The sequence below is a fragment of the Paenisporosarcina indica genome (genome assembly GCF_001939075.1).
GTDB classification, from domain to species: Bacteria; Bacillota; Bacilli; order Bacillales_A; family Planococcaceae; genus Paenisporosarcina; species Paenisporosarcina indica.
Genome location: NZ_MPTA01000006.1, coordinates 150,972 through 169,238 on the forward strand (window position 1 = coordinate 150,972; position 18,267 = coordinate 169,238).

The 18,267-nt window shown below is 37.0% G+C and carries 15 protein-coding genes and 1 pseudogene; 7 read left to right on the forward strand and 9 right to left on the reverse strand.

Annotated elements, in window-relative coordinates:
• Positions 1 to 10 precede the first annotated feature (10 nt).
• Positions 11 to 1,984 (reverse strand): S9 family peptidase, encoded by a 1,974-nt coding sequence (locus GY23_RS14160; protein WP_075619869.1) that lies wholly within the window; start codon positions 1,982 to 1,984, stop codon positions 11 to 13.
• A 306-nt stretch (positions 1,985 to 2,290) separates the two neighbouring features.
• On the opposite strand from GY23_RS14160, the gene GY23_RS14165 reads away from it, so the two are divergent.
• The 3 genes from GY23_RS14165 to GY23_RS14175 all read left to right on the forward strand — a co-directional run bounded on the left by GY23_RS14165 (position 2,291) and on the right by GY23_RS14175 (position 6,027).
• Positions 2,291 to 2,980 carry a hypothetical protein gene (locus tag GY23_RS14165; RefSeq protein ID WP_084544149.1) on the forward strand — a complete coding sequence of 230 codons (690 nt, stop codon included), beginning with the start codon at positions 2,291 to 2,293 and terminating at the stop codon, positions 2,978 to 2,980.
• A gap of 258 nt (positions 2,981 to 3,238) precedes the next feature.
• The gene (locus GY23_RS14170) at positions 3,239 to 4,783 is read left to right on the forward strand and encodes an FAD-dependent oxidoreductase (protein WP_075619870.1); all 1,545 of its coding nucleotides are present in this window, start codon (positions 3,239 to 3,241) and stop codon (positions 4,781 to 4,783) included.
• A gap of 104 nt (positions 4,784 to 4,887) precedes the next feature.
• Positions 4,888 to 6,027, forward strand: a complete 1,140-nt coding sequence (locus GY23_RS14175) for a zinc-dependent alcohol dehydrogenase (protein ID WP_075619871.1) — start codon at positions 4,888 to 4,890, stop codon at positions 6,025 to 6,027.
• A gap of 54 nt (positions 6,028 to 6,081) precedes the next feature.
• Here the strand turns inward: GY23_RS14175 and GY23_RS14180 are convergent, their stop codons facing one another.
• Positions 6,082 to 6,291 (reverse strand): hypothetical protein, encoded by a 210-nt coding sequence (locus tag GY23_RS14180; RefSeq protein WP_075619872.1) that lies wholly within the window; start codon positions 6,289 to 6,291, stop codon positions 6,082 to 6,084.
• A 237-nt stretch (positions 6,292 to 6,528) separates the two neighbouring features.
• On the opposite strand from GY23_RS14180, the gene GY23_RS14185 reads away from it, so the two are divergent.
• Positions 6,529 to 7,821 carry a helix-turn-helix domain-containing protein gene (locus GY23_RS14185; RefSeq protein ID WP_075619873.1) on the forward strand — a complete coding sequence of 431 codons (1,293 nt, stop codon included), beginning with the start codon at positions 6,529 to 6,531 and terminating at the stop codon, positions 7,819 to 7,821.
• A gap of 101 nt (positions 7,822 to 7,922) precedes the next feature.
• On the opposite strand, the gene GY23_RS14190 is transcribed toward GY23_RS14185, so the two are convergent.
• Complete coding sequence (locus tag GY23_RS14190) at positions 7,923 to 8,219, reverse strand: DUF3006 domain-containing protein (RefSeq protein WP_075619874.1); 297 nt, start codon at positions 8,217 to 8,219, stop codon at positions 7,923 to 7,925.
• 268 nt (positions 8,220 to 8,487) lie between these two features.
• Between GY23_RS14190 and GY23_RS14195 the strand changes: the two genes are divergently transcribed.
• Positions 8,488 to 9,777, forward strand: coding sequence for a helix-turn-helix domain-containing protein (locus GY23_RS14195; RefSeq protein WP_075619875.1), 1,290 nt, complete (start codon positions 8,488 to 8,490; stop codon positions 9,775 to 9,777).
• Positions 9,777 to 9,917 carry a hypothetical protein gene (locus GY23_RS18340; RefSeq protein ID WP_161487614.1) on the forward strand — a complete coding sequence of 47 codons (141 nt, stop codon included), beginning with the start codon at positions 9,777 to 9,779 and terminating at the stop codon, positions 9,915 to 9,917. The genes GY23_RS14195 and GY23_RS18340 overlap by 1 nt, the downstream gene beginning before the upstream one ends.
• Before the next feature lie 653 nt (positions 9,918 to 10,570).
• Here GY23_RS18340 and GY23_RS14200 read toward each other — a convergent pair.
• From GY23_RS14200 to lplA, 6 genes and pseudogenes are all read right to left on the reverse strand, one after another.
• Entirely contained in the window at positions 10,571 to 12,118 is a 1,548-nt protein-coding gene (locus GY23_RS14200; protein WP_075619876.1) for a fatty acid--CoA ligase family protein, read from the reverse strand.
• A 336-nt stretch (positions 12,119 to 12,454) separates the two neighbouring features.
• Positions 12,455 to 14,388, reverse strand: a pseudogene (locus GY23_RS14205) (FtsX-like permease family protein).
• Positions 14,360 to 15,133: an ABC transporter ATP-binding protein gene (locus GY23_RS14210; RefSeq protein ID WP_075619877.1), complete on the reverse strand. Its 774-nt coding sequence runs from the start codon at positions 15,131 to 15,133 to the stop codon at positions 14,360 to 14,362. Before GY23_RS14210 ends, GY23_RS14205 begins: the two are co-directional and overlap by 29 nt.
• Positions 15,066 to 16,142 carry a sensor histidine kinase gene (locus GY23_RS14215; RefSeq protein WP_075619878.1) on the reverse strand — a complete coding sequence of 359 codons (1,077 nt, stop codon included), beginning with the start codon at positions 16,140 to 16,142 and terminating at the stop codon, positions 15,066 to 15,068. The genes GY23_RS14210 and GY23_RS14215 overlap by 68 nt, the downstream gene beginning before the upstream one ends.
• Complete coding sequence (locus GY23_RS14220) at positions 16,139 to 16,846, reverse strand: response regulator transcription factor (RefSeq protein ID WP_075619879.1); 708 nt, start codon at positions 16,844 to 16,846, stop codon at positions 16,139 to 16,141. The genes GY23_RS14215 and GY23_RS14220 overlap by 4 nt, the downstream gene beginning before the upstream one ends.
• Positions 16,847 to 16,985: 139 nt before the next feature.
• Positions 16,986 to 17,978: a lipoate--protein ligase gene (gene lplA / locus GY23_RS14225; protein WP_075619880.1), complete on the reverse strand. Its 993-nt coding sequence runs from the start codon at positions 17,976 to 17,978 to the stop codon at positions 16,986 to 16,988.
• Between the two features lie 139 nt (positions 17,979 to 18,117).
• Between lplA and yhfH the strand changes: the two genes are divergently transcribed.
• Positions 18,118 to 18,243: a protein YhfH gene (yhfH, locus tag GY23_RS14230; protein ID WP_075619881.1), complete on the forward strand. Its 126-nt coding sequence runs from the start codon at positions 18,118 to 18,120 to the stop codon at positions 18,241 to 18,243.
• Positions 18,244 to 18,267: the final 24 nt, after the last annotated feature.

Here is an 18,267-nt window from a genome sequence, read left to right on the forward strand (position 1 = left end):
ATTTCCCGCCTTATAAATATTGATTAAACCATCCCGTAATCTGTTCAAGACGTGCATAACGTAAATTCGGAAGGCCCGTACGCGACAGGTTATGGTCAGCATCAGGGAATCGAACAAAGCTCGTCTCTTTCTTCATTTGTTTCAACGTAATATAGAGTTGCTCAGCTTGTTCAATTGGGCACCGGAAGTCTTTTTCACTATGCAAAATGAGAAGAGGTGTTTCTACGTTTTTAGCATACTTAAGTGGTGAATGTTGCCATAACTTTTCAACATCCGTCATATCCGCTCCAATTTGCCAATCACTGAAATAGTATCCAATATCAGAAACACCAAGGAAACTTACCCAGTTCGAAATCGAACGTTGTGTAACTGCAGCCTTAAATCGATTGTTATGACCAACAATCCAGTTCGTCATAAATCCACCATAACTACCTCCCGTTACACCCAAACGATTTTCATCAATCCAAGAATGTTCAGCGATGACATGATCCACACCAGCCATAATATCTTCATAATCTCCGCCACCATAATCACCACGGACATCATCCACAAACTGTTGACTGTAGCCATGACTGCCTCGAGGATTTACATATAAAACACCATAGCCTTGAGCAGCTAGTAATTGCATCTCATGGAAGAAAGTATTAGCGAACATCGCATGAGGGCCCCCATGAATATCTACGATTAAAGGATATTGTTCACCTTCTACAAATCCTGCAGGTTTCAGCAACCATCCATGCACGTCCCAGTTTTTAGCGCCTTTGTAGATAATCGTATCTGGTTGAACAAGATCTACTTCTTTTTCAAATTCTTCATTGAATGTTGTCAAAGCTTTCCGTTCACCTGTTGCAATCGTCTGTAAATATAGTTCCCCAATATGTGTGGGATTCGATACGGTGAGTAGTGCAAATTCGCCCGTCTTCGCCACATCATACCCATATACATGTTCATCTTCACCTGTCGCAGGATACATTTCACCTTCAACAGAAGCTGCATATAAACGTACATCACCCATGACGGATACTTGGAAATATAAATGATTATCCTTTGTCCAAACGACATCCGGGGCACTAGCACCTTGTTGGTGATCTGCCACGACATAATCCCCGACGGGTGCATCAAGACCTTCCGTAAGAATTTGACGGAATCCAGCTTCTATATCGTACACGTACAGTTCTGTATGCGTCGCATTCCGATAAGCACTTTCACTTCCGACAAATGCTAGTAACTTATCATCACCAGAAAAGGCTGCCCCTCCAAAATAGCCATCCTCTTCTATAATCGTGGTTTCTTCTTTTGATTCTACGTTAGCCAAATACAATGCCTGACTGAATTCAAAGTCTTGATTCTCGGAACGATTTACACTGAACACGATGTTTCTCCCATCATGTGAGACAGCTTGTAAACCATATTGATGGTTTCCTTCTGTAAACTGTGTGACTTCATTCGTATCAAGATTAATAAAACCAATATGTTTAAAGGTATCTTGTGGAAGTAAACCGATACCATCCATTTTATATTTCATCTTATCGACTACTACAGGTTCAGGTTTTTTCTTTTCATCTTGATCTGGCTCGTCTGTGAAACTTTTCCCATCTTTCACAGAAGCGGAAAACCATATTTTCTTGCCACAGGGCGACCACAAAAAGCTGCTAACCCCTTTATCAAATGTTGTAATTTTCCGGGATTCCCCACCTTTTGTTGATAGGATATACAGTTGATTTTTCTCATCACGAGAAGATAGGAATGCCAGTTGCTTGCCGTCAGCTGAATATGCTGGCGCAGACACCTTCTCTTTTCCATGCGTCCATTGCGTAACCTCGTTTGATTCTAAATCCACATGCCACAAATTTGCTTGATATGTATTTTCTTTGTCATCCATATGTGTTCGTACGAATACCGCTTCTTTTTGATTAGGTGCCAAAACTGGTTGAGTAACCGATACCAATTTACTTAAATCTTCAATTGTTAACTTTCTAGTCATATGTGTTCCTCCTTAGTTACCTTCCTCTTTCTATTTCGACACCCGTAAGAATTTCCCTTTAATTTTAAGCATGAATTTCCTTTCTTCTTTTAAATTTGATTGGGGCTTGGAAACCGTCTTTCGTTCATCGATTAAAACCTACTTCTGATACTATCGGTGACTGGCTGTAGTGTCAGGTTTAGCATCGCATTATCCCTCCCTAATCCAACCTTTGGGAGAACATGTTAAACGAATTAAAAAATGATTAATTAACGAGGTGTATGAACATATTAAGCTTAGTTTCAATAAATATTTGGAGGTTTTACTATGGAACCAATAGAAAGAGTAAAAACTGCTGCTATTTCATTGGCAAGTGACTTAAAGGTACAAGCATTTGGTGGTGGGGAAAAACCCGTTGAAACTATTGTAGATATGGACACGGTTCAAACGCTTATAAGTGATTGGAATGCTATGTCAAAGAAAGCTGCAAATTCTACAATTGAACAATACGGACCTCCAAATGAAGCGATTCAAAGTAGATTGATTTGGTATAACAATGGACCGTGGAAAAGAACGATTGTCTTTCGCGATGAAATTCCACACGATTTTCCACAACCCCATACCGATGTAATCGAGAATTTTATTAATTACCGGGTACCGCCCGAAATGTTCAGTGAACTGGCGAAGTTTGATGGAAGTGTCATTGTTGAAAGAACAAAAGGAGAAGTATCGTCCCGATGTGATATGGAAGCTGCAAACATCATTGCCCTTAACTTAATGAATGACATTGTGACAGGAAAGCTAGACGCCGTAAAAGCTCGTGAAATCTGTTGTGAAGTTACCTCGGCTTTTATTATGAATAGAACAGCACCTTATGCTGAGGCACTTCAATTCAATGTTGCAACAGAGGAAACAAAGGATACTGACCAAGTAATGATTGCTGGCGCAATGGTTGATCAGGTTTTTAAAAAAGTGAACGATTTATTCGAAGGAAACGTAAATAATCAAGTAAATTAAAAGCTATACAAGATTAGGAACCCGAGAAAATCTGTAAAAACAGCCATTTCTCGGGTTCCCTACTTGTTGTTATTAATAATGTTGAAGAGTAAGACAAGAAAAACGAATAAACACACGATAAAAATGAATTCGGAGTTCGAAATTCTTTCATTTTATCGTTTTGTTGATGGGAATTTCACCTTATGAATCATTTAGGTATAGGGTTCTTTTTCATGATTAAGGGTAATAATGAAGAAATAACAACCTGGAGGGGATTTTATGTGTGCACTTGAATTGCCGAAAACCACAAAATCATATTGGAGAAAAAAACGGTCAAACAAAACATTTCCATCAATGGATACGGACATCACCACAGAAGTGTGTATAGTCGGGGCCGGGATTTCAGGTGTTACCGCCGCATATGTTCTCGCTAAAGCAGGTGTTCGTGTAACAGTTATTGAGGGCAGTAAAATCGTCAGTGGGACTACGGGTTTTACGACAGCTAAAATAACTGCACAGCACGACGTTATTTACGATGAGTTGATCCAAACATTTGGGATGACGCAAGCTCGTCAATATTTCGATGCCAATCAACAAGCTCTCAAACAGATAAAAAAGTGGATAAACGAACTTTCCATAGATTGTGATTTTGAAGAACGACATGCCGTTCTCTATGCACAAACATCTAAAGGCGTTGAACAATTACATACGGAGAAATCGGCTTATGACAAACTTGGCATCCCCGGTGAATTGTCAACTTCCAAAAATGAACTCCCGTTTCCAGTTAGCGAAACATTAACTTTACCAAATCAAGCTCAATTTCATCCTGTCAAATATATCAACAGATTAGTTCAGGAAGCGCAGAAATTGGGTGTGACTTTTTACGAAAACACGAGGGCAGACTCTCTAACACAAGGTGACGAAATTTTAATAGAAACAACTGAAGGGAAAAAAATCTACGCGAAGAATGTTCTAGTAACCAGCCACTTTCCATTTAACGATAAAAACGGACTCTATTTTTCGCGCTTGTCACCTCAACGTTCATATGCAGTATGTGTAAAAGTACCTAGCACCGAGCTAAAAGGAATGTATATCAATGTAGAAACAACCTCTCGTTCCATTCGAACTGCGAAAGGTGACAAAGGAGAAAGCTACATCATTATTGGAGGGGAAGGGCACAAAACGGGACAACATGATGACACCACTCATGAGTATTCTACTGTCGAGCGGTATGAAACACTAATTCAATTCGCAAAACAGCATTTCCCCGTCGAGTCAATTGACACTCATTGGTCGGCTCAGGACTATGAAACACTTGATCGCCTTCCTTACATCGGTGAAATGTCATCGGGCTTACAAAATGTATTTGTCGCAACTGGCTTTTCTAAATGGGGTATGACAAAAGGTACCGCTGCCGGCTTATTACTTGCTGATCTTGCACAAAACAAATTTAATCCATTTAAAGATTTATTTTTACCAACTCGAACAAAAATGAAAAAAGAAGACATTAAACACCTTGTAAAAATGAATGCAAATGTTGCGAAAGAGTTGGTGAGCGGTAAATTTGATCGGCCAACCGATTCAGTGGAGGATTTAAACAATGATGAAGGACGCATCGTCATGATGGATAACCAAAAAACGGGTGCGTATAAAGATAAAAATGGAAAACTCCACTTAGTCAAACCTACATGTACACATTTGGGATGTGACGTGCACTGGAATGATGGTGAACGGTCATGGGATTGCCCTTGTCACGGTTCACGCTTCTCCTATAAAGGAGAGGTATTAGAAGGTCCAGCTGTGGAACCTCTTAAGCGTAAGTAATTTGTCGTCTGAGAATTTTAGCTAATGGTTTTTCTCATAACTAATTGGGGTACAGTAGTTAAATAATTGAATATCCATAACTTTCACTCAAGGAGGATGATTTAATGAAGGCAGTAACATTTCAAGGAGCAAAAGATGTGAAGGTAAAAGAAGTTCCAGATGCAAAATTGGAGAAAAAAGACGATATAATCGTCCGCATTACATCCACCGCAATTTGTGGTTCCGATCTCCATATTTATCGTGGTGCCCTGCCTGCCAAAAAAGATTATGTCATTGGCCATGAACCTATGGGAATTGTAGAGGAAGTCGGTCCTGAAGTAACGAAGGTTAAAAAGGGAGATCGAGTTGTTCTTCCGTTCAATGTATCTTGTGGTGATTGCTACTATTGTAATCATGATTTAGAAAGCCAATGTGATAACTCAAATGATAATCCAACTGTAGATACTGGTGGGTATTTTGGATTTACAGAAAGATACGGAAACTATGCGGGTGGTCAAGCGGAATTTTTGCGTGTTCCATATGGGAACTTCATGCCATTCGTAATTCCTCCTTCATGTGAATTAGAAGATGAATCTCTCCTATTCCTTTCAGATGTTCTCCCGACTGCTTATTGGAGTGTTGAAAGCTCCGGCATGAAAGCTGGAGATACTGTAGCTGTATTGGGGTCAGGTCCAGTTGGTCTTATGGCTCAAAAATTTGCGTGGATGAAAGGGGCAAAACGCGTCATCGCCGTGGATCACCTGCCTTATAGACTCAAACACGCAATTAAAATGAATAATGTAGAAGCTTTTAATTTTGATGAATATGATGACATGGGTGCACACATCAAGGAAATTACTAACGGTGGTGTGGACGTGGTCATCGACTGTGTAGGGATGGATGGGAAATTGTCTGCGATCGAAAAAGTGGAACAAAAACTGAAACTTCAAGGTGGGACATTAAGTGCGATTGACATTGGATTGAATTCGGTCCGTAAATTTGGGACCATTCAATTGACCGGGGTATATGGCTCGTTGTATAACATGTTCCCGCTAGGAAACATCTTCGAACGAAATGTGACGTTGAAAATGGGGCAAGCGCCAGTCATTCATTACATGCCCCTACTATTTGATAAAATCACAAAAGGTGAATTCGATCCAACTGAAATAATTACGCATAAAGTACCGTTAGATCAAGCGAGTAAAGCATATCAAACTTTTCACGATCATGAAGATGAAAGCATTAAATTCATATTAAAACCATAGTTCCACATAGCATGAAATCCCCGTAAGCAGAAATTTGCTAACGGGGATTTTTAATTAGAACTGCATGGCATCTAGGTTCATATGGCTTTTTACAATCTCTGCACATTCACCTATGATGGGAAGTAAGGAAGTTGTGGCGTATACCACAAGCATAGTGAAAAAAGTAATTGCTATAAAATGAATTGGCTTGGCTAATATTATTTTTCTAACAGAAGTTATCAAACCTAAGGCAATATGATCAACTACTATTACAGCATGCTTCAATTCCTTCACTCCTCCCTGTTCTAAGTTAAATTCTCGCTTGTTTCTTCTCTAGTATTATTCTACTTGAAAAAAACGTCGAAAAATGTCGAAAAAGTTGGGAAAGTTTTCACATTCTGATGCTAATAATAACGATTTCAAGAAATATATTTCTTGAATGAACTTTTGTTTAAAGTTTGGTCAACATATAGTAGGATTAAGGTTAGATTTGTAAATTAACGTAAATGAGGAGACTGGCTTGTGAATAATTTTGGACACGTAATTAAACTAGAGCGAATTAGAAGGAATATGAAGCAAATATCACTTGCTCAAGGGATTTGTACACCTTCCTATCTCAGTAAAATAGAGAATAACTCTATCGTGCCCAGTCAAGAAGTAGTCGATTTATTGCTTAACCGACTTGAACTATCTGTTATCCAAAACAATAATATCGACGATGAAAGTTATCTCAAAAAAATAAGAGAAATCTATTTTAATGCGATCATGAACAAGGATCGCGAACTTACAGCCAAACAATTGAAAGAAATTAATGCTGAACGCTATCTTTTTATAGATTCTACAAATTACTACACCTATCAGTTAATGGTCTTAAGATTAACGCTCATTGCTGCTCAAGATATTCAAAATGATACAAGTGAGTTGATCATGGCATTATCTGAGCTTTCCGGAAACTTTAATGACTACCAAATGTTTTTGTTTCACTCGAATGTAGGAAGTTATTACTCGTTCTTGTTGGATTATAATTCAACCCTTCAGGCTTATGAAAAAGCAATTATTTATTCTAAGAAAATAAATATTGAACCATGGGAAGAAGCAGATTTTAATTATGTGTTAGGACATTGTTATTTAACCCAACAGCGTTGGGTTATTTCAATAGAATATATTCAAAGAGCATTAGAGTACTTTAAAGGTGGGTTCTATAATACTCGGGCAATTGAATGCTACTTGGTTTTGGCTATCGCTCAAGATGCTTCATTTCAATTAGATGAAGCTATGGAAAATTTATTACTAGCTCAGAAAATTTCGACACAACTAAACCTAAAAGAAAATTTCCCACTTATAAAACAAAACATAGGTACCTTTGCCTCTAGAAAAGGACTGTCACAAGAAGCCATTCAATATTTTATGGAAAGTCTTGAGCATAGAGATGATAATGATGAAAAAATATACCCAATCTATTCTCTGGTCAAAGAATACTCAAAATTAAATAACGCCGAGCAAGTCATCAAGTGGGCTGAAATGGGGATTTCATTAATTAATGAAAGTCAGAATCCATCACTTCAAACATATGCACATCACCTTAATGTTTATTTGACAAAAGAATCTGATCCAAATCAATTTGAAAAAGCAGTAATAAATGCCTATCAATTCTTTAGAGATAATAAAGACTATCGCCATACTCAGAAATACGCATTGTTATTAGGGAATTATTATTTTAAAAATAATAAATATAAAAACGCTGCCAAATATTTTGCCATATCGAACGAATATATGTTTAAAAAGCAGAATATCTCTCATTGGGAAGACCTATGAAATTTGAAAAGCCTGTAACTATTTCCCGAGGTCGGGGGAAATAGTTACAGGCTTTTCGATATATGTCAGAAACACTGGCGGCAGTGTCTTTGAACGCAATATTAACTTGCTGTAGTGTAAATTAAACAACCTTGTTCATAATCGATATAATAACTGTTAATTTTCTGAGAAGAAATAATGGCTTCTTCATTCATTTGTTGATAGGCAATACGATTATTTACTTTGCTTATTGCAAATCCTTCTTCTTGAATGTTCACTAACAATACGTCGCCAACTTTCATATCAAGAGTTAGATCATCAGTTGGAACAACCAATACGTTCGATTCACTTGGAAATTCTAACAAAACTGCTAAATCATCTTCAAAACGATCCAATTTATACATTCTGCCAATAAACATACTGACCAGCTCCCTTTAATTTGATAATTTCACTGAGTTTGAAAGTTATTAATTGCTAAATATTCTTAATAAACGTAGAATTTAAAGTAACTAGATGGCTTTCCTAGTTACAATCTAATCATAAGTCGTTAAGATGAAATAAGAAAGAAAATCAAGTTGGGAAACTTTTTTCCAAAACATCAGTTTTATCGCAGTTTTTTACTCACTGTTTCCCAACTACAAGTAGTAGATATTACTCAATGACTCAAGTAGTATAAAAGGTGGATATATGAATAATATCGGTTTGCTCATCAAAATGTCGCGCATACAACAGAATATGAAACAAGTAAGCCTTGCCAAAGGGATTTGTTCAACTTCCTACTTAAGTAAAATTGAGAACAACCAAACTATACCTAGTGAAGATGTCCTACAACTTTTACTGGAAAGACTTAATTTAGATTATGAAGATCTTTCTACTGAACAGGAAATGGAATTCTTATCCAACCTTTATTTACTTTATAAAGAAGCAATTATTGATAGAAATAAAGATGAGATCAAAGAAAAGCTTGTTTCTTATAAGGAAAGAAATTTTCTTTTTAAAGATGAAACGAATTTCTTTACATATAATCTCTATTTATTTCGCTTATATTTAATTACACAAGCAGATGTTGAAACTGTGAAAAATCTTATGAATTCTTTGGAGCAAATGAAAGAAAAGTTCGATGAAAGACAAAACTTTATATTCAACAAAAACTGTGGCTTCTATTACTATTTAGTTAGAGATTTTAAAGTCGCATTAAACCATTTTGAAATTTCTTTAGATTTACTATCTAACTTTCACTTGGAAGAATGGGAACTCGCTGATTTCTATCATGCAATTAGCATGTCTTATCTTTCGAATAACCATTTATTAAACACGATTGAATATTCCACAAAATCCTTAAATTATTATAAAGATAATTTGATTTTTGCTAGGGCAATTGATTGCTATATTGTCATTGGAATAGCTTATAAACATAATTTAAATTTTAAAAATGCAGAAGAAAATTTTCTGTTGGCAAAGAAAATTGTCATGAATTTTAAGTTAATCGAGTATAATGAGATTATCAATCACAATTTAGGTTCACTTGCTGCAATTCAAGGTGAATCAAAAAACGCGATTGAATATTATGAAGAAAGTCTTAAAAACTCGATTGGTGGAGAAAATTTTCTATTAACCATTTATACCATTTCCAAAGAATATTCCAAGCAGAATAATAGATTGATGGTAAATCATTGGTCAGATAAAGGGTTAATTTATATATCTACCCTTAATGAAGATGATTACAAGTCATATTACTATCACTTTAATATTTTCAAGTTATTGCATGAAAAGGATTCGGAATTTGAAAATATCATGGTAAATGCGATTGATTATTTTGAGAGTATAAAGGATTATCATCATGTCCATAAGTATTCAATATTATTGGGAAACAAGTATTCGGAAATCAGAAAATATAAAAATTCTACTCTATATTTACAAAAAGCAATAAGCTTTTCATATAAAATAAAATCTATTACTTACTGGGAGGATTTATAATGAAGAAAAAATTATTAGCAGCTTTACTAGTAGCAACATTTTTGGTTAGTCTCGCTCAACCGTCTCAATCTCATGCGATAGATATGCTTCCAAGAATCACAAGCATCGAACCAGTTAACTTTGTAGCTTCAAACAACTAATAAAAAGCAGAAACGACTTGAGTCATCTCCGGTCGTTTCTGCTTTTTATTTGATCTGTTTTTTTGATACTCCGTCCGATGAGGTATTTTCTAATTGTTTACTCAGATTTTTCCGTTTCATGGAGAGGAACAGTAATATGAGTAGTCCAATAATAAATACTGGGATTAAGAGTATTAAGACGGTGGTAAATATATCTCCCAAATTTATCAATGTTATCCCCCTTTCCGTTTGTTCTATTTATAGATAGAATACGCTAGTTACGTTGAAAATGTTCAGTAAACTCAAGTTATCGACATATATTTTCTAAAAATTTCATGTCCATGATTATCGGAAAGTTATAAAACGAAAAGCCACCCTATTTAATGGGTGGCTTTCTTTTTATTTCCTGACAAATATTGATTCATATGGGTTAAACGGGACCTATTTTCTAATTTACAAAGCATAACAATTAACGCAGTTGATTGATCAAGTGCACACGGAGTCCATATTTAACACACCATGAGAATCGATAGCTAGGCAGCGAACTTGGTAGCCTTTGTTTTCCGTTTGATGGCTGCTCCTTCTAACACTTAAAATTAAAAGGGATGTGCAAATGACTTGAGTCACTTTGCTCATCCCCCTTTCTTTTTGTTCATTTTATAGATGTGCATCAATCATTTAACAAGTTCTTTTAATGAGCGACGCAATATTTTGCCGGTCGTGTTTTTCGGTAATTCTTCTAAATACTCGAAATGTCTAGGAAGCTTGTATTTAGCTAAATGTTTTGCACAGTACGCATGTAGATCCTCACGTGTTACGCTATCATCTTTTACTACGACATATGCATGAACGGCTTCTCCAAAATCGATATCTGGCAAACCAATAACCGCTGCTTCTACCACCCCTGGGTGAGCAAATAATACTTCTTCCACTTCTCGTGGGTAAACATTAAAACCACCAACAATGATCAAGTCTTTCTTTCGATCAACGATATAAATATATCCTTCTTCATCGATTCTTGCCAGGTCCCCTGTATACAACCAGCCATCACGAATAGTTGCAGCAGTCTCTTCCGGCATTTTGTAGTACCCTTTCATGACGTTTGGTCCCCGTACAATTAGCTCACCAACTTCATTAACCCCAACGTCATCGCCTAACTCATTTACTACACGATTTTCGACGTTTAGAATTGACGTGCCAATGGAGCCAGGCTTGCGATCACGATCTAAAGGATTAAAGCATGTAACAGGTGAAGCTTCTGACAAACCGTACCCTTCAGAAATACGCACTTTATACTTATCTTCAAAGTTATGTAGCAGTGCAACTGGTAATGAAGATCCCCCCGAAATCGCTAGACGAATTGTTGAGAAATCGTCAACGTTTGCTTGTGGAAATTGATACAAGAAATTATACATTGTCGGAACCCCAGCAAAGACTGTAGCTTTTTGCTCTTTTGCTAAATTGAAAATATCTTGTGGGATAAAACGTGGAGCAAGTAAAATAGTTGCTCCTTTTAATAATGGTGCATTTACCACAACCGTAAGTGCAAACACATGGAACACAGGTAATGCAGCAATCACTTTATCGTCACCATTAAATCCTAAGTAATCTGCTGTATCACGTGCATTTGAGAATAAATTCTCATGCGTTAACATAGCCCCTTTTGGACGTCCTGTTGTACCAGATGTGTATAAAATAACAGCATTGTCATCTGGTTTAATTTCTCCAGGTAATACGTCAGGCGAAGCAGACATTAATAACTGTTTAAACGTTTTCACTTTACTTTGAACAATTTCAGGTAGAGCTGCTATTTTCTCCCCCACATCCGGAGAAGATTCACAGATTACATATGTAGTAATTGTTGGGAATGCTCCTGCTGCCTTTTCAATAAGTGGCAATAACAAATCAAGTGCAATCACTGCTTTTGCATCGCTATTTTGTAGAATATACGAAATTTCATCTGGTGTATAAATCGGATTAATTGGAATTGCGGTTGCCCCTAAACGCATCGTTGCATAAAACGAAATTAAGAAGTGTGGAGTATTTCCAAGTAAGAATGCAACATGGTCCCCTTTTTCCACACCTAAATTACGTAGAGCAGAAGCAAAACGTGAAATGGATTGATCAAATTCTGCAAAAGATGTATCTTTTCCCATAAATGAATACGCGGTTTTGGTTGGTTGTTCTATAGCAGTTTGATGAACTCGAGCTACTAAATTCATTTCTTTTCTCCCCTTTGTATTGAATGAATAGTCATTCATTATTCAATACTTTCATTATATAAGAAATGTTCTGACAATACAACGAGTATCCAGTCTTCAAAATAATGAGAAAGCGTAAAAGTTCCTACGTTACCAAGTCTAGCTCCAAGCGCCGGCTTACTGGCCCCTTTATGGGATTAGAAAGGCGAAGTATTCGCCTTTCGCCCCTTCCAACACCAGCCTCAGGCTAGAGCGGCACTTCCGCTTTTCTTGTTATGCTCCTGCGGTTACTCGTCGCAGATTATGCTCCTGCGGTTACTCGTCGCAGATTATGCTCCTGCGGTTACTCGTCGCAGATTATGCTCGTACATGTGCAATATAGCGCCATCGAATTAGGAAGTAATAAACGACTTGAATAAACGTAAATCCAACTAACACTAAAATCATATCGCTTAATATGGATACCTCAGCCAAATTACTCCAGATGACTTGGAGTGATAAAAATGAGAATGCACTATGCAGCATTGCAATACCCCATGGCAAGAAAAACTGAGGGAGCAACTGTCGATTTACAATCTTAATTAATTCTCGATCGGTTAACCCCATACGTTTTAACACATCAAATTGACGCTTATCTCGTTCTAGTCCCGTATACAATTTAAAGTACACAAAACTACCTGCCGCAAGCAATAATACTGCAGCCACCATTAAGCCTGTAAATAATAACAGTGAAAACGTCGCACGAATTATAGAATAATTAAAACCTGGATTTTCGAAGTAAAAAGGAAGATTTGTATAATCTTCATTGTAGATAGAATTTGTCACTTGTGTATCAATGGAAAGTCCGATTGATTTTGTTCTTTCCCATGCAGCAACATGAAATGCGTAAAAGTTAAAAGAAGAAGTCATCGCTGTTCTGCCCTCTAGGGGTTCAGAAATTAATTCATAATCAGCATCACTGACAACAATAATATTTGAGCCGATAACCATTGAAGGAAAGAGCATTTGTGGATAGACACCTTTGATTTGAACTGGAATGTTACTTTCTTCTAATACAGTTTGTATCTCTCGATTTGCAAGAGATTTTATGGATTCCTCTGAATACGGAATAAACATGCCCACTCCCGCTTCTAAACTGATAAGTGGTAAACCAAGTGCAATCGCCAAACTGTTGATATCAGATTCTCTTAAAATGTTTACTTTATATTGTGAGTATGAAGATGTTTGTTGCTTAATGACAAAAGGAACAAGTGTATAGGAAATTCCTTGCTCTTCTAATTCTTTTCGAATTAATGAAATATGTTCGGATTCATAAGGATTTGTTAATTCACTTGAATAGATTAAGCTTAGTGGATTTAATTCCCGAAACTGTCCTGTGTAAGAAGACAAAGAAGTCAAAGTTCCCACCGATAGGAAGGCAAAGGTTGAAACAATCGTCACGATAAAATACATACGTGCATTTTCCCTTAGTTTTACCGAGACTTCTGAAACGGCAATTAAACGATATCTGTGCCAATACAAAGATTTACGTTTTCTCATTTGATGAAGAATAAACATCACGCTATGAGTAAAGAAGAAATAAGTCCCCAGTGCAGCAACAGGGGGCAAAATAATGGATAGTGCTTTCACCACATTCATCGTAGTAAAAGCAGCAGCGGCATATGCAAAAAGCAGCATGACAATACCGAGTACCGCTTTCACCGTTGAAAAACTTTGCATTTCATCTGTTTTCCAATTCCCTCGAATAAGTTCAATTATTTTTTGGTCTCGAATAAACACGACGCTCGTCATCGCAATAATGACAAAAAGACTAAAAAATGCACACATTGTTAAAGTGAATGGTTTCCAAGATATATAAAGAGGCAAACTATCCAACTGCAATAATTCCCTGATAATCATAAAGAAAAATTTAGAGAATGCATAGCCAAAAAGAATTCCCGTCGCTATTGAAACTGCACCAATTAACATAGTTTCCAGGAAAATCAATTTGTTAAGTTGCTTCTTTTCCATTCCAAGCTGCAACAGTAATCCAAACTCTTTCGAACGTGCCTGTAAAAAAGCACTCATCGAATAAAATAAAAAAATAAGGTGAATATATACAAAATTATTTCAGCAACGATCATTCCTGATACGGCGAACTCACGTAAAAACTCATCTTCAATTTTGGGGTGAAACATCAACATAGAATACATAAAAAATACCATAACTGAAAACATACTCGCCATAAAAAATGCAGCATAAATACGACGATTACGTACTACATTACGGTAAGCGAATTGTCGAAAGGTCATTGACATTGCCTCCAAGTAAAGACAATACATTTAGGATTCGTTGGAAAAAGGTTTGCCTACGTTCATCGCTGTAAATCTCATTAAAAAACTCACCGTCTTTAATAAATATGACACGGTCACAATAGCTTGCAGCAATCGGATCATGTGTGACCATTAAAATGGTTGTTTTTTGTTCCTGGTTTACTTTAACCAGTAATTCCAGAACATCTCTTGAGGCTTTCGAATCTAGATTACCTGTAGGTTCATCGGCCAAAATAATCGCGGGCTGATGTATTAATGCTCGCCCAATGGCTGTCCTCTGTGCTTGCCCACCCGAAATTTCATTTGGCCTTTTCTCAAGGATTTGTTCCAGGCCTAGTTTTTTCGCTAAGTCCACGATGCGACGTTTCATTTCTTTAATGGGAAGTCCATCAAGCGTTAAAGGCAGTACTAGATTTTCTTCTACTGTAAGCATTTGTAGTAAATTAAAATCTTGGAAGACAAAACCGAGCTGTCTCCGTCTGAAAAGAGCCAGCTCGTTTTTCGTCATTTCTTCGGGACTAAGCCCATCAATTGTAATCATACCGGAAGTAGCTGAATCGATCGTTGATATTAGATTCAAAAGAGTAGTTTTCCCGCTTCCTGAAGGTCCCATCACAGCAACAAACTCGCCCTTTTTCACTTCAAAATTAAGCTGGTTAATCGCTCGATGTGTGACTTTCCCCTCGTACACTTTTGTTACTTCGTCCATTTTCAAGATTGTCATCTTCTGGTACTCCTCCCCTCTTTACTTCTGGGTTATGAAATAATATCGAAACGATTGTGCCTTTGTCTTTTTCCGATTCAATCATTAATTCATGTCCGAGCTTATAACAAATTTCATTGGCTAAATATAATCCCATCCCTGTACTTTCACCAGACTTACGCCCATTTTCGCCGGTAAAGAAGGCTTTCATAACCCGTGGAAGATCCGTACTCGGAATGCCAATTCCTTCATCCTGGACAGATAGCAATACATCTCCTTCTTGACAAGTTGCCCGGATCTGTACTTTTTTGCCTTCTTCGAACGTATACTTTACTGCATTTGTAATAAACTGACCGATGACAAATTTCATCCACTTTGCATCAGTTGGAATAATATATTTCCTCTCAATATCTATAACCGGATAGACATGATTGGTAATAAATAGTCTTTTATGATCAGACACTACCTCAGACACGAGTGATTTTAAATGCACTAGCTCAACTTGCATATCTTGTTCAAAGGTATCAAGGCGTGCATTCATTAATACTGAGTCGAGCCCTCGCTTCATACGATCTAGCTCTTCTTGCATGCTTTTTTTATCAAAGCTTTCTTCTTGCAGAAGGAGTTCAGCGACAGACACTGGCGTTTTCATTTGATGAACCCATTGATTCATAAATTGCAATTGACGTTTTTGATTGGCATACAGTGTTTGTACTTCATTTTGATATAAGCGATATAGGCTTTGTAAATAATCTTCGACTTGTTGTTGTTCCGGCGACTTCCCATTACGCTGTAAAGCCGCTTCCATTTCTTTAGGTTGCGACAATATCTTATTGAGGTAGGAATATCTTTTAACATATCGACCAAATAAAAATGACACAATCAGTAATGTACTAATAACGATTGAGTACACAGCCGTATCAATATTTCGGAAGCCATCAAGCCAATACAGGAGCATAATAAACAACACCATAATGAATTGGAAGATCACATAGGCTGCGTGTTCTCTGATAAACAACTTGAAACTCATGACGATTCCTCAGTGCTCAACACTAAGCGATATCCCGCTCCGCGCACTGTCTCAATTGTTGAAGTAATCCCATAATCTTGTAACTTTTTCCGCACACGTGTCATGTTGACGTTTAATGTGTTTTCATCCACAAATGCTTGATCATCCCATAATTCTTCAAGTAATTGTTCACGTGTTACCACTTTGGGCGATTGATTCATGAGCAGTTCCAAGATTGTGCATTCCCTTTTTTGCAATGGAATCTCTTGTGTTGCTGTGTGCAATTCCATTCGTTCCAGGTACAAATATAATTTCCCACATTTTACTGTTCGTTCTTCTTGTTTTGTCGCATATTCTCCGTACGTTCGTCGTAAATGACTTCTTATTTTCGCTAGCACGATTTCATAATGGAAAGGTTTCGTGATAAAGTCGTCCCCTCCATTTTCAAGAGCAAACACTTGGTCCATATCACCAGACCGTGCCGAGATAAACAAAATTGGGCAAGTTGTTTTTGTACGGAACTGCCGACACCAGTAATATCCATCATAAGAGGGTAGATTTATATCCAGCAATATTAAGTGCGGATCAAACTCCTCAAACTCTTCTAATATTAAATCGAAGTCCTGTACCGTATGTACTTCGTAATGGTATTTACGTAATGTATCGGCAAGTAGCGAGGCAATTTTAGGATCATCTTCGACAATAAAAATACGTTGTGCTACCATGTCAGCCTCCCCCTTCACTCTTTTTCTTAATTGTACTTAAGATAAGTGCTTAGTGCCACTCTTGCTCGACGAGACGTCGCAATATACACAAAAAAAGCCTGACCGAAGTCAGACTCTGAAAGTATGGTACGTGGAATGCTCAATAAATTAATTGAAGGAATTGTTCTTTTGTGATGCCACCTAAATACGTTGTAAGTTCGATATCACCTAGTACCTCAGCAATGGCTGATTTGTCGTATGTAGCACCTACTAATAGTTTTTCAATGTCAGCGACATCGCCAACTCCAAAGAAATCCCCATAAATATTAGCATCTTCAATAACACCATTCTTTACTTGTAATCGAACATCGATTCCACCAGTTGGGAAACGTTCAGAATGTGACATGTTAAATGCAGGTGATTTGCCATAGTTCCAATCCCAATTTCCATAACGTTCTTTCGATAACTCTTTAATATTTGCCCAGTCTTCTTCCGTTAATTCAATTGTTTTAACATGTTCTTTTCCACCAAAAATAGAATGAAGCAATGTTAACTTAAATTCTTCAATAGTCATCGGCTTGTCCATAAACTCCGTAATATTGGCAACACGACTACGAATCGATTTAATACCTTTAGATTCAATTTTATCTTTACGTACTTTCAATGCAGAAACGACCGCATCAATTTCCGAATTGAACATCAATGTTCCATGACTATACATGCGACCTCTTGTTGTAAATTGTGCAGTTCCAGAAATCTTACGGCCACCAGCCAAAATATCATTGCGACCAGAAAGTTCTGCATCAACACCCATTTCCTTTAACGCATCCACAATTGGTTGCGTGAACTTTTTGAAGTTACGGAAACTATCGCCATCGTCTTTGGTGATGAAACTGTAATTTAGATTTCCATGATCGTGGTAAACTGCTCCACCTCCAGATAGTCTGCGCACAACATGGACACCGTTTATATCTACATAATCCGTATCTATTTCTTCAATTGTATTTTGGTTCTTGCCGATAATAATGGCAGGCTCATTTATATAGAACAGAAAAAATGAATCCTTCTCAACGTCCATTGTTTTTAATGCATATTCCTCTATTGCTAAATTTATTCGTGGATCAGTGATGCCTTTGTTATCGATAAAATACATACAGGTAATCTCTCCTTTAATTGTCCTACTCTTACTATAAATGATTTTTCTACATTTGTGTTGACATTAATTCATCTGTAATAATACAATATAAAATAACCAATCAGTACTAGTACAGTTTGAAGAGGAGGTTAATCAGATGTTAGAAAACGTCATTGAATTTTTCAAAAATCTACCTGCCAAACAGTGCTCCCAGTGTGGAGAAAAGATTGAAGAACAGCACGAATGTTACGGCAACAAATGTGAATCCTGTAATACATTGTAAACAGGAAAACCGTTCAGGATACAT

Bases quoted from the DNA above. Each gene is read 5' to 3' on its own strand.
- GY23_RS18340 (WP_161487614.1), top strand. From the start codon at position 9,777: ATGAAGAAAAAATTATTAGCAGCTTTACTAGTAGCAACATTTTTGGTT.
- GY23_RS14195 (WP_075619875.1), top strand. From the start codon at position 8,488: ATGAATAATATCGGTTTGCTCATCAAAATGTCGCGCATACAACAGAAT.
- GY23_RS14170 (WP_075619870.1), top strand. From the start codon at position 3,239: ATGTGTGCACTTGAATTGCCGAAAACCACAAAATCATATTGGAGAAAA.
- GY23_RS14200 (WP_075619876.1), bottom strand. From the start codon at position 12,118: ATGAATTTAGTAGCTCGAGTTCATCAAACTGCTATAGAACAACCAACC.
- yhfH (WP_075619881.1), top strand. From the start codon at position 18,118: ATGTTAGAAAACGTCATTGAATTTTTCAAAAATCTACCTGCCAAACAG.
- lplA (WP_075619880.1), bottom strand. From the start codon at position 17,978: ATGTATTTTATCGATAACAAAGGCATCACTGATCCACGAATAAATTTA.
- GY23_RS14210 (WP_075619877.1), bottom strand. From the start codon at position 15,133: ATGACAATCTTGAAAATGGACGAAGTAACAAAAGTGTACGAGGGGAAA.
- GY23_RS14215 (WP_075619878.1), bottom strand. From the start codon at position 16,142: ATGAGTTTCAAGTTGTTTATCAGAGAACACGCAGCCTATGTGATCTTC.
- GY23_RS14160 (WP_075619869.1), bottom strand. From the start codon at position 1,984: ATGACTAGAAAGTTAACAATTGAAGATTTAAGTAAATTGGTATCGGTT.
- GY23_RS14175 (WP_075619871.1), top strand. From the start codon at position 4,888: ATGAAGGCAGTAACATTTCAAGGAGCAAAAGATGTGAAGGTAAAAGAA.
- GY23_RS14220 (WP_075619879.1), bottom strand. From the start codon at position 16,846: ATGGTAGCACAACGTATTTTTATTGTCGAAGATGATCCTAAAATTGCC.
- GY23_RS14190 (WP_075619874.1), bottom strand. From the start codon at position 8,219: ATGTTTATTGGCAGAATGTATAAATTGGATCGTTTTGAAGATGATTTA.
- GY23_RS14165 (WP_084544149.1), top strand. From the start codon at position 2,291: ATGGAACCAATAGAAAGAGTAAAAACTGCTGCTATTTCATTGGCAAGT.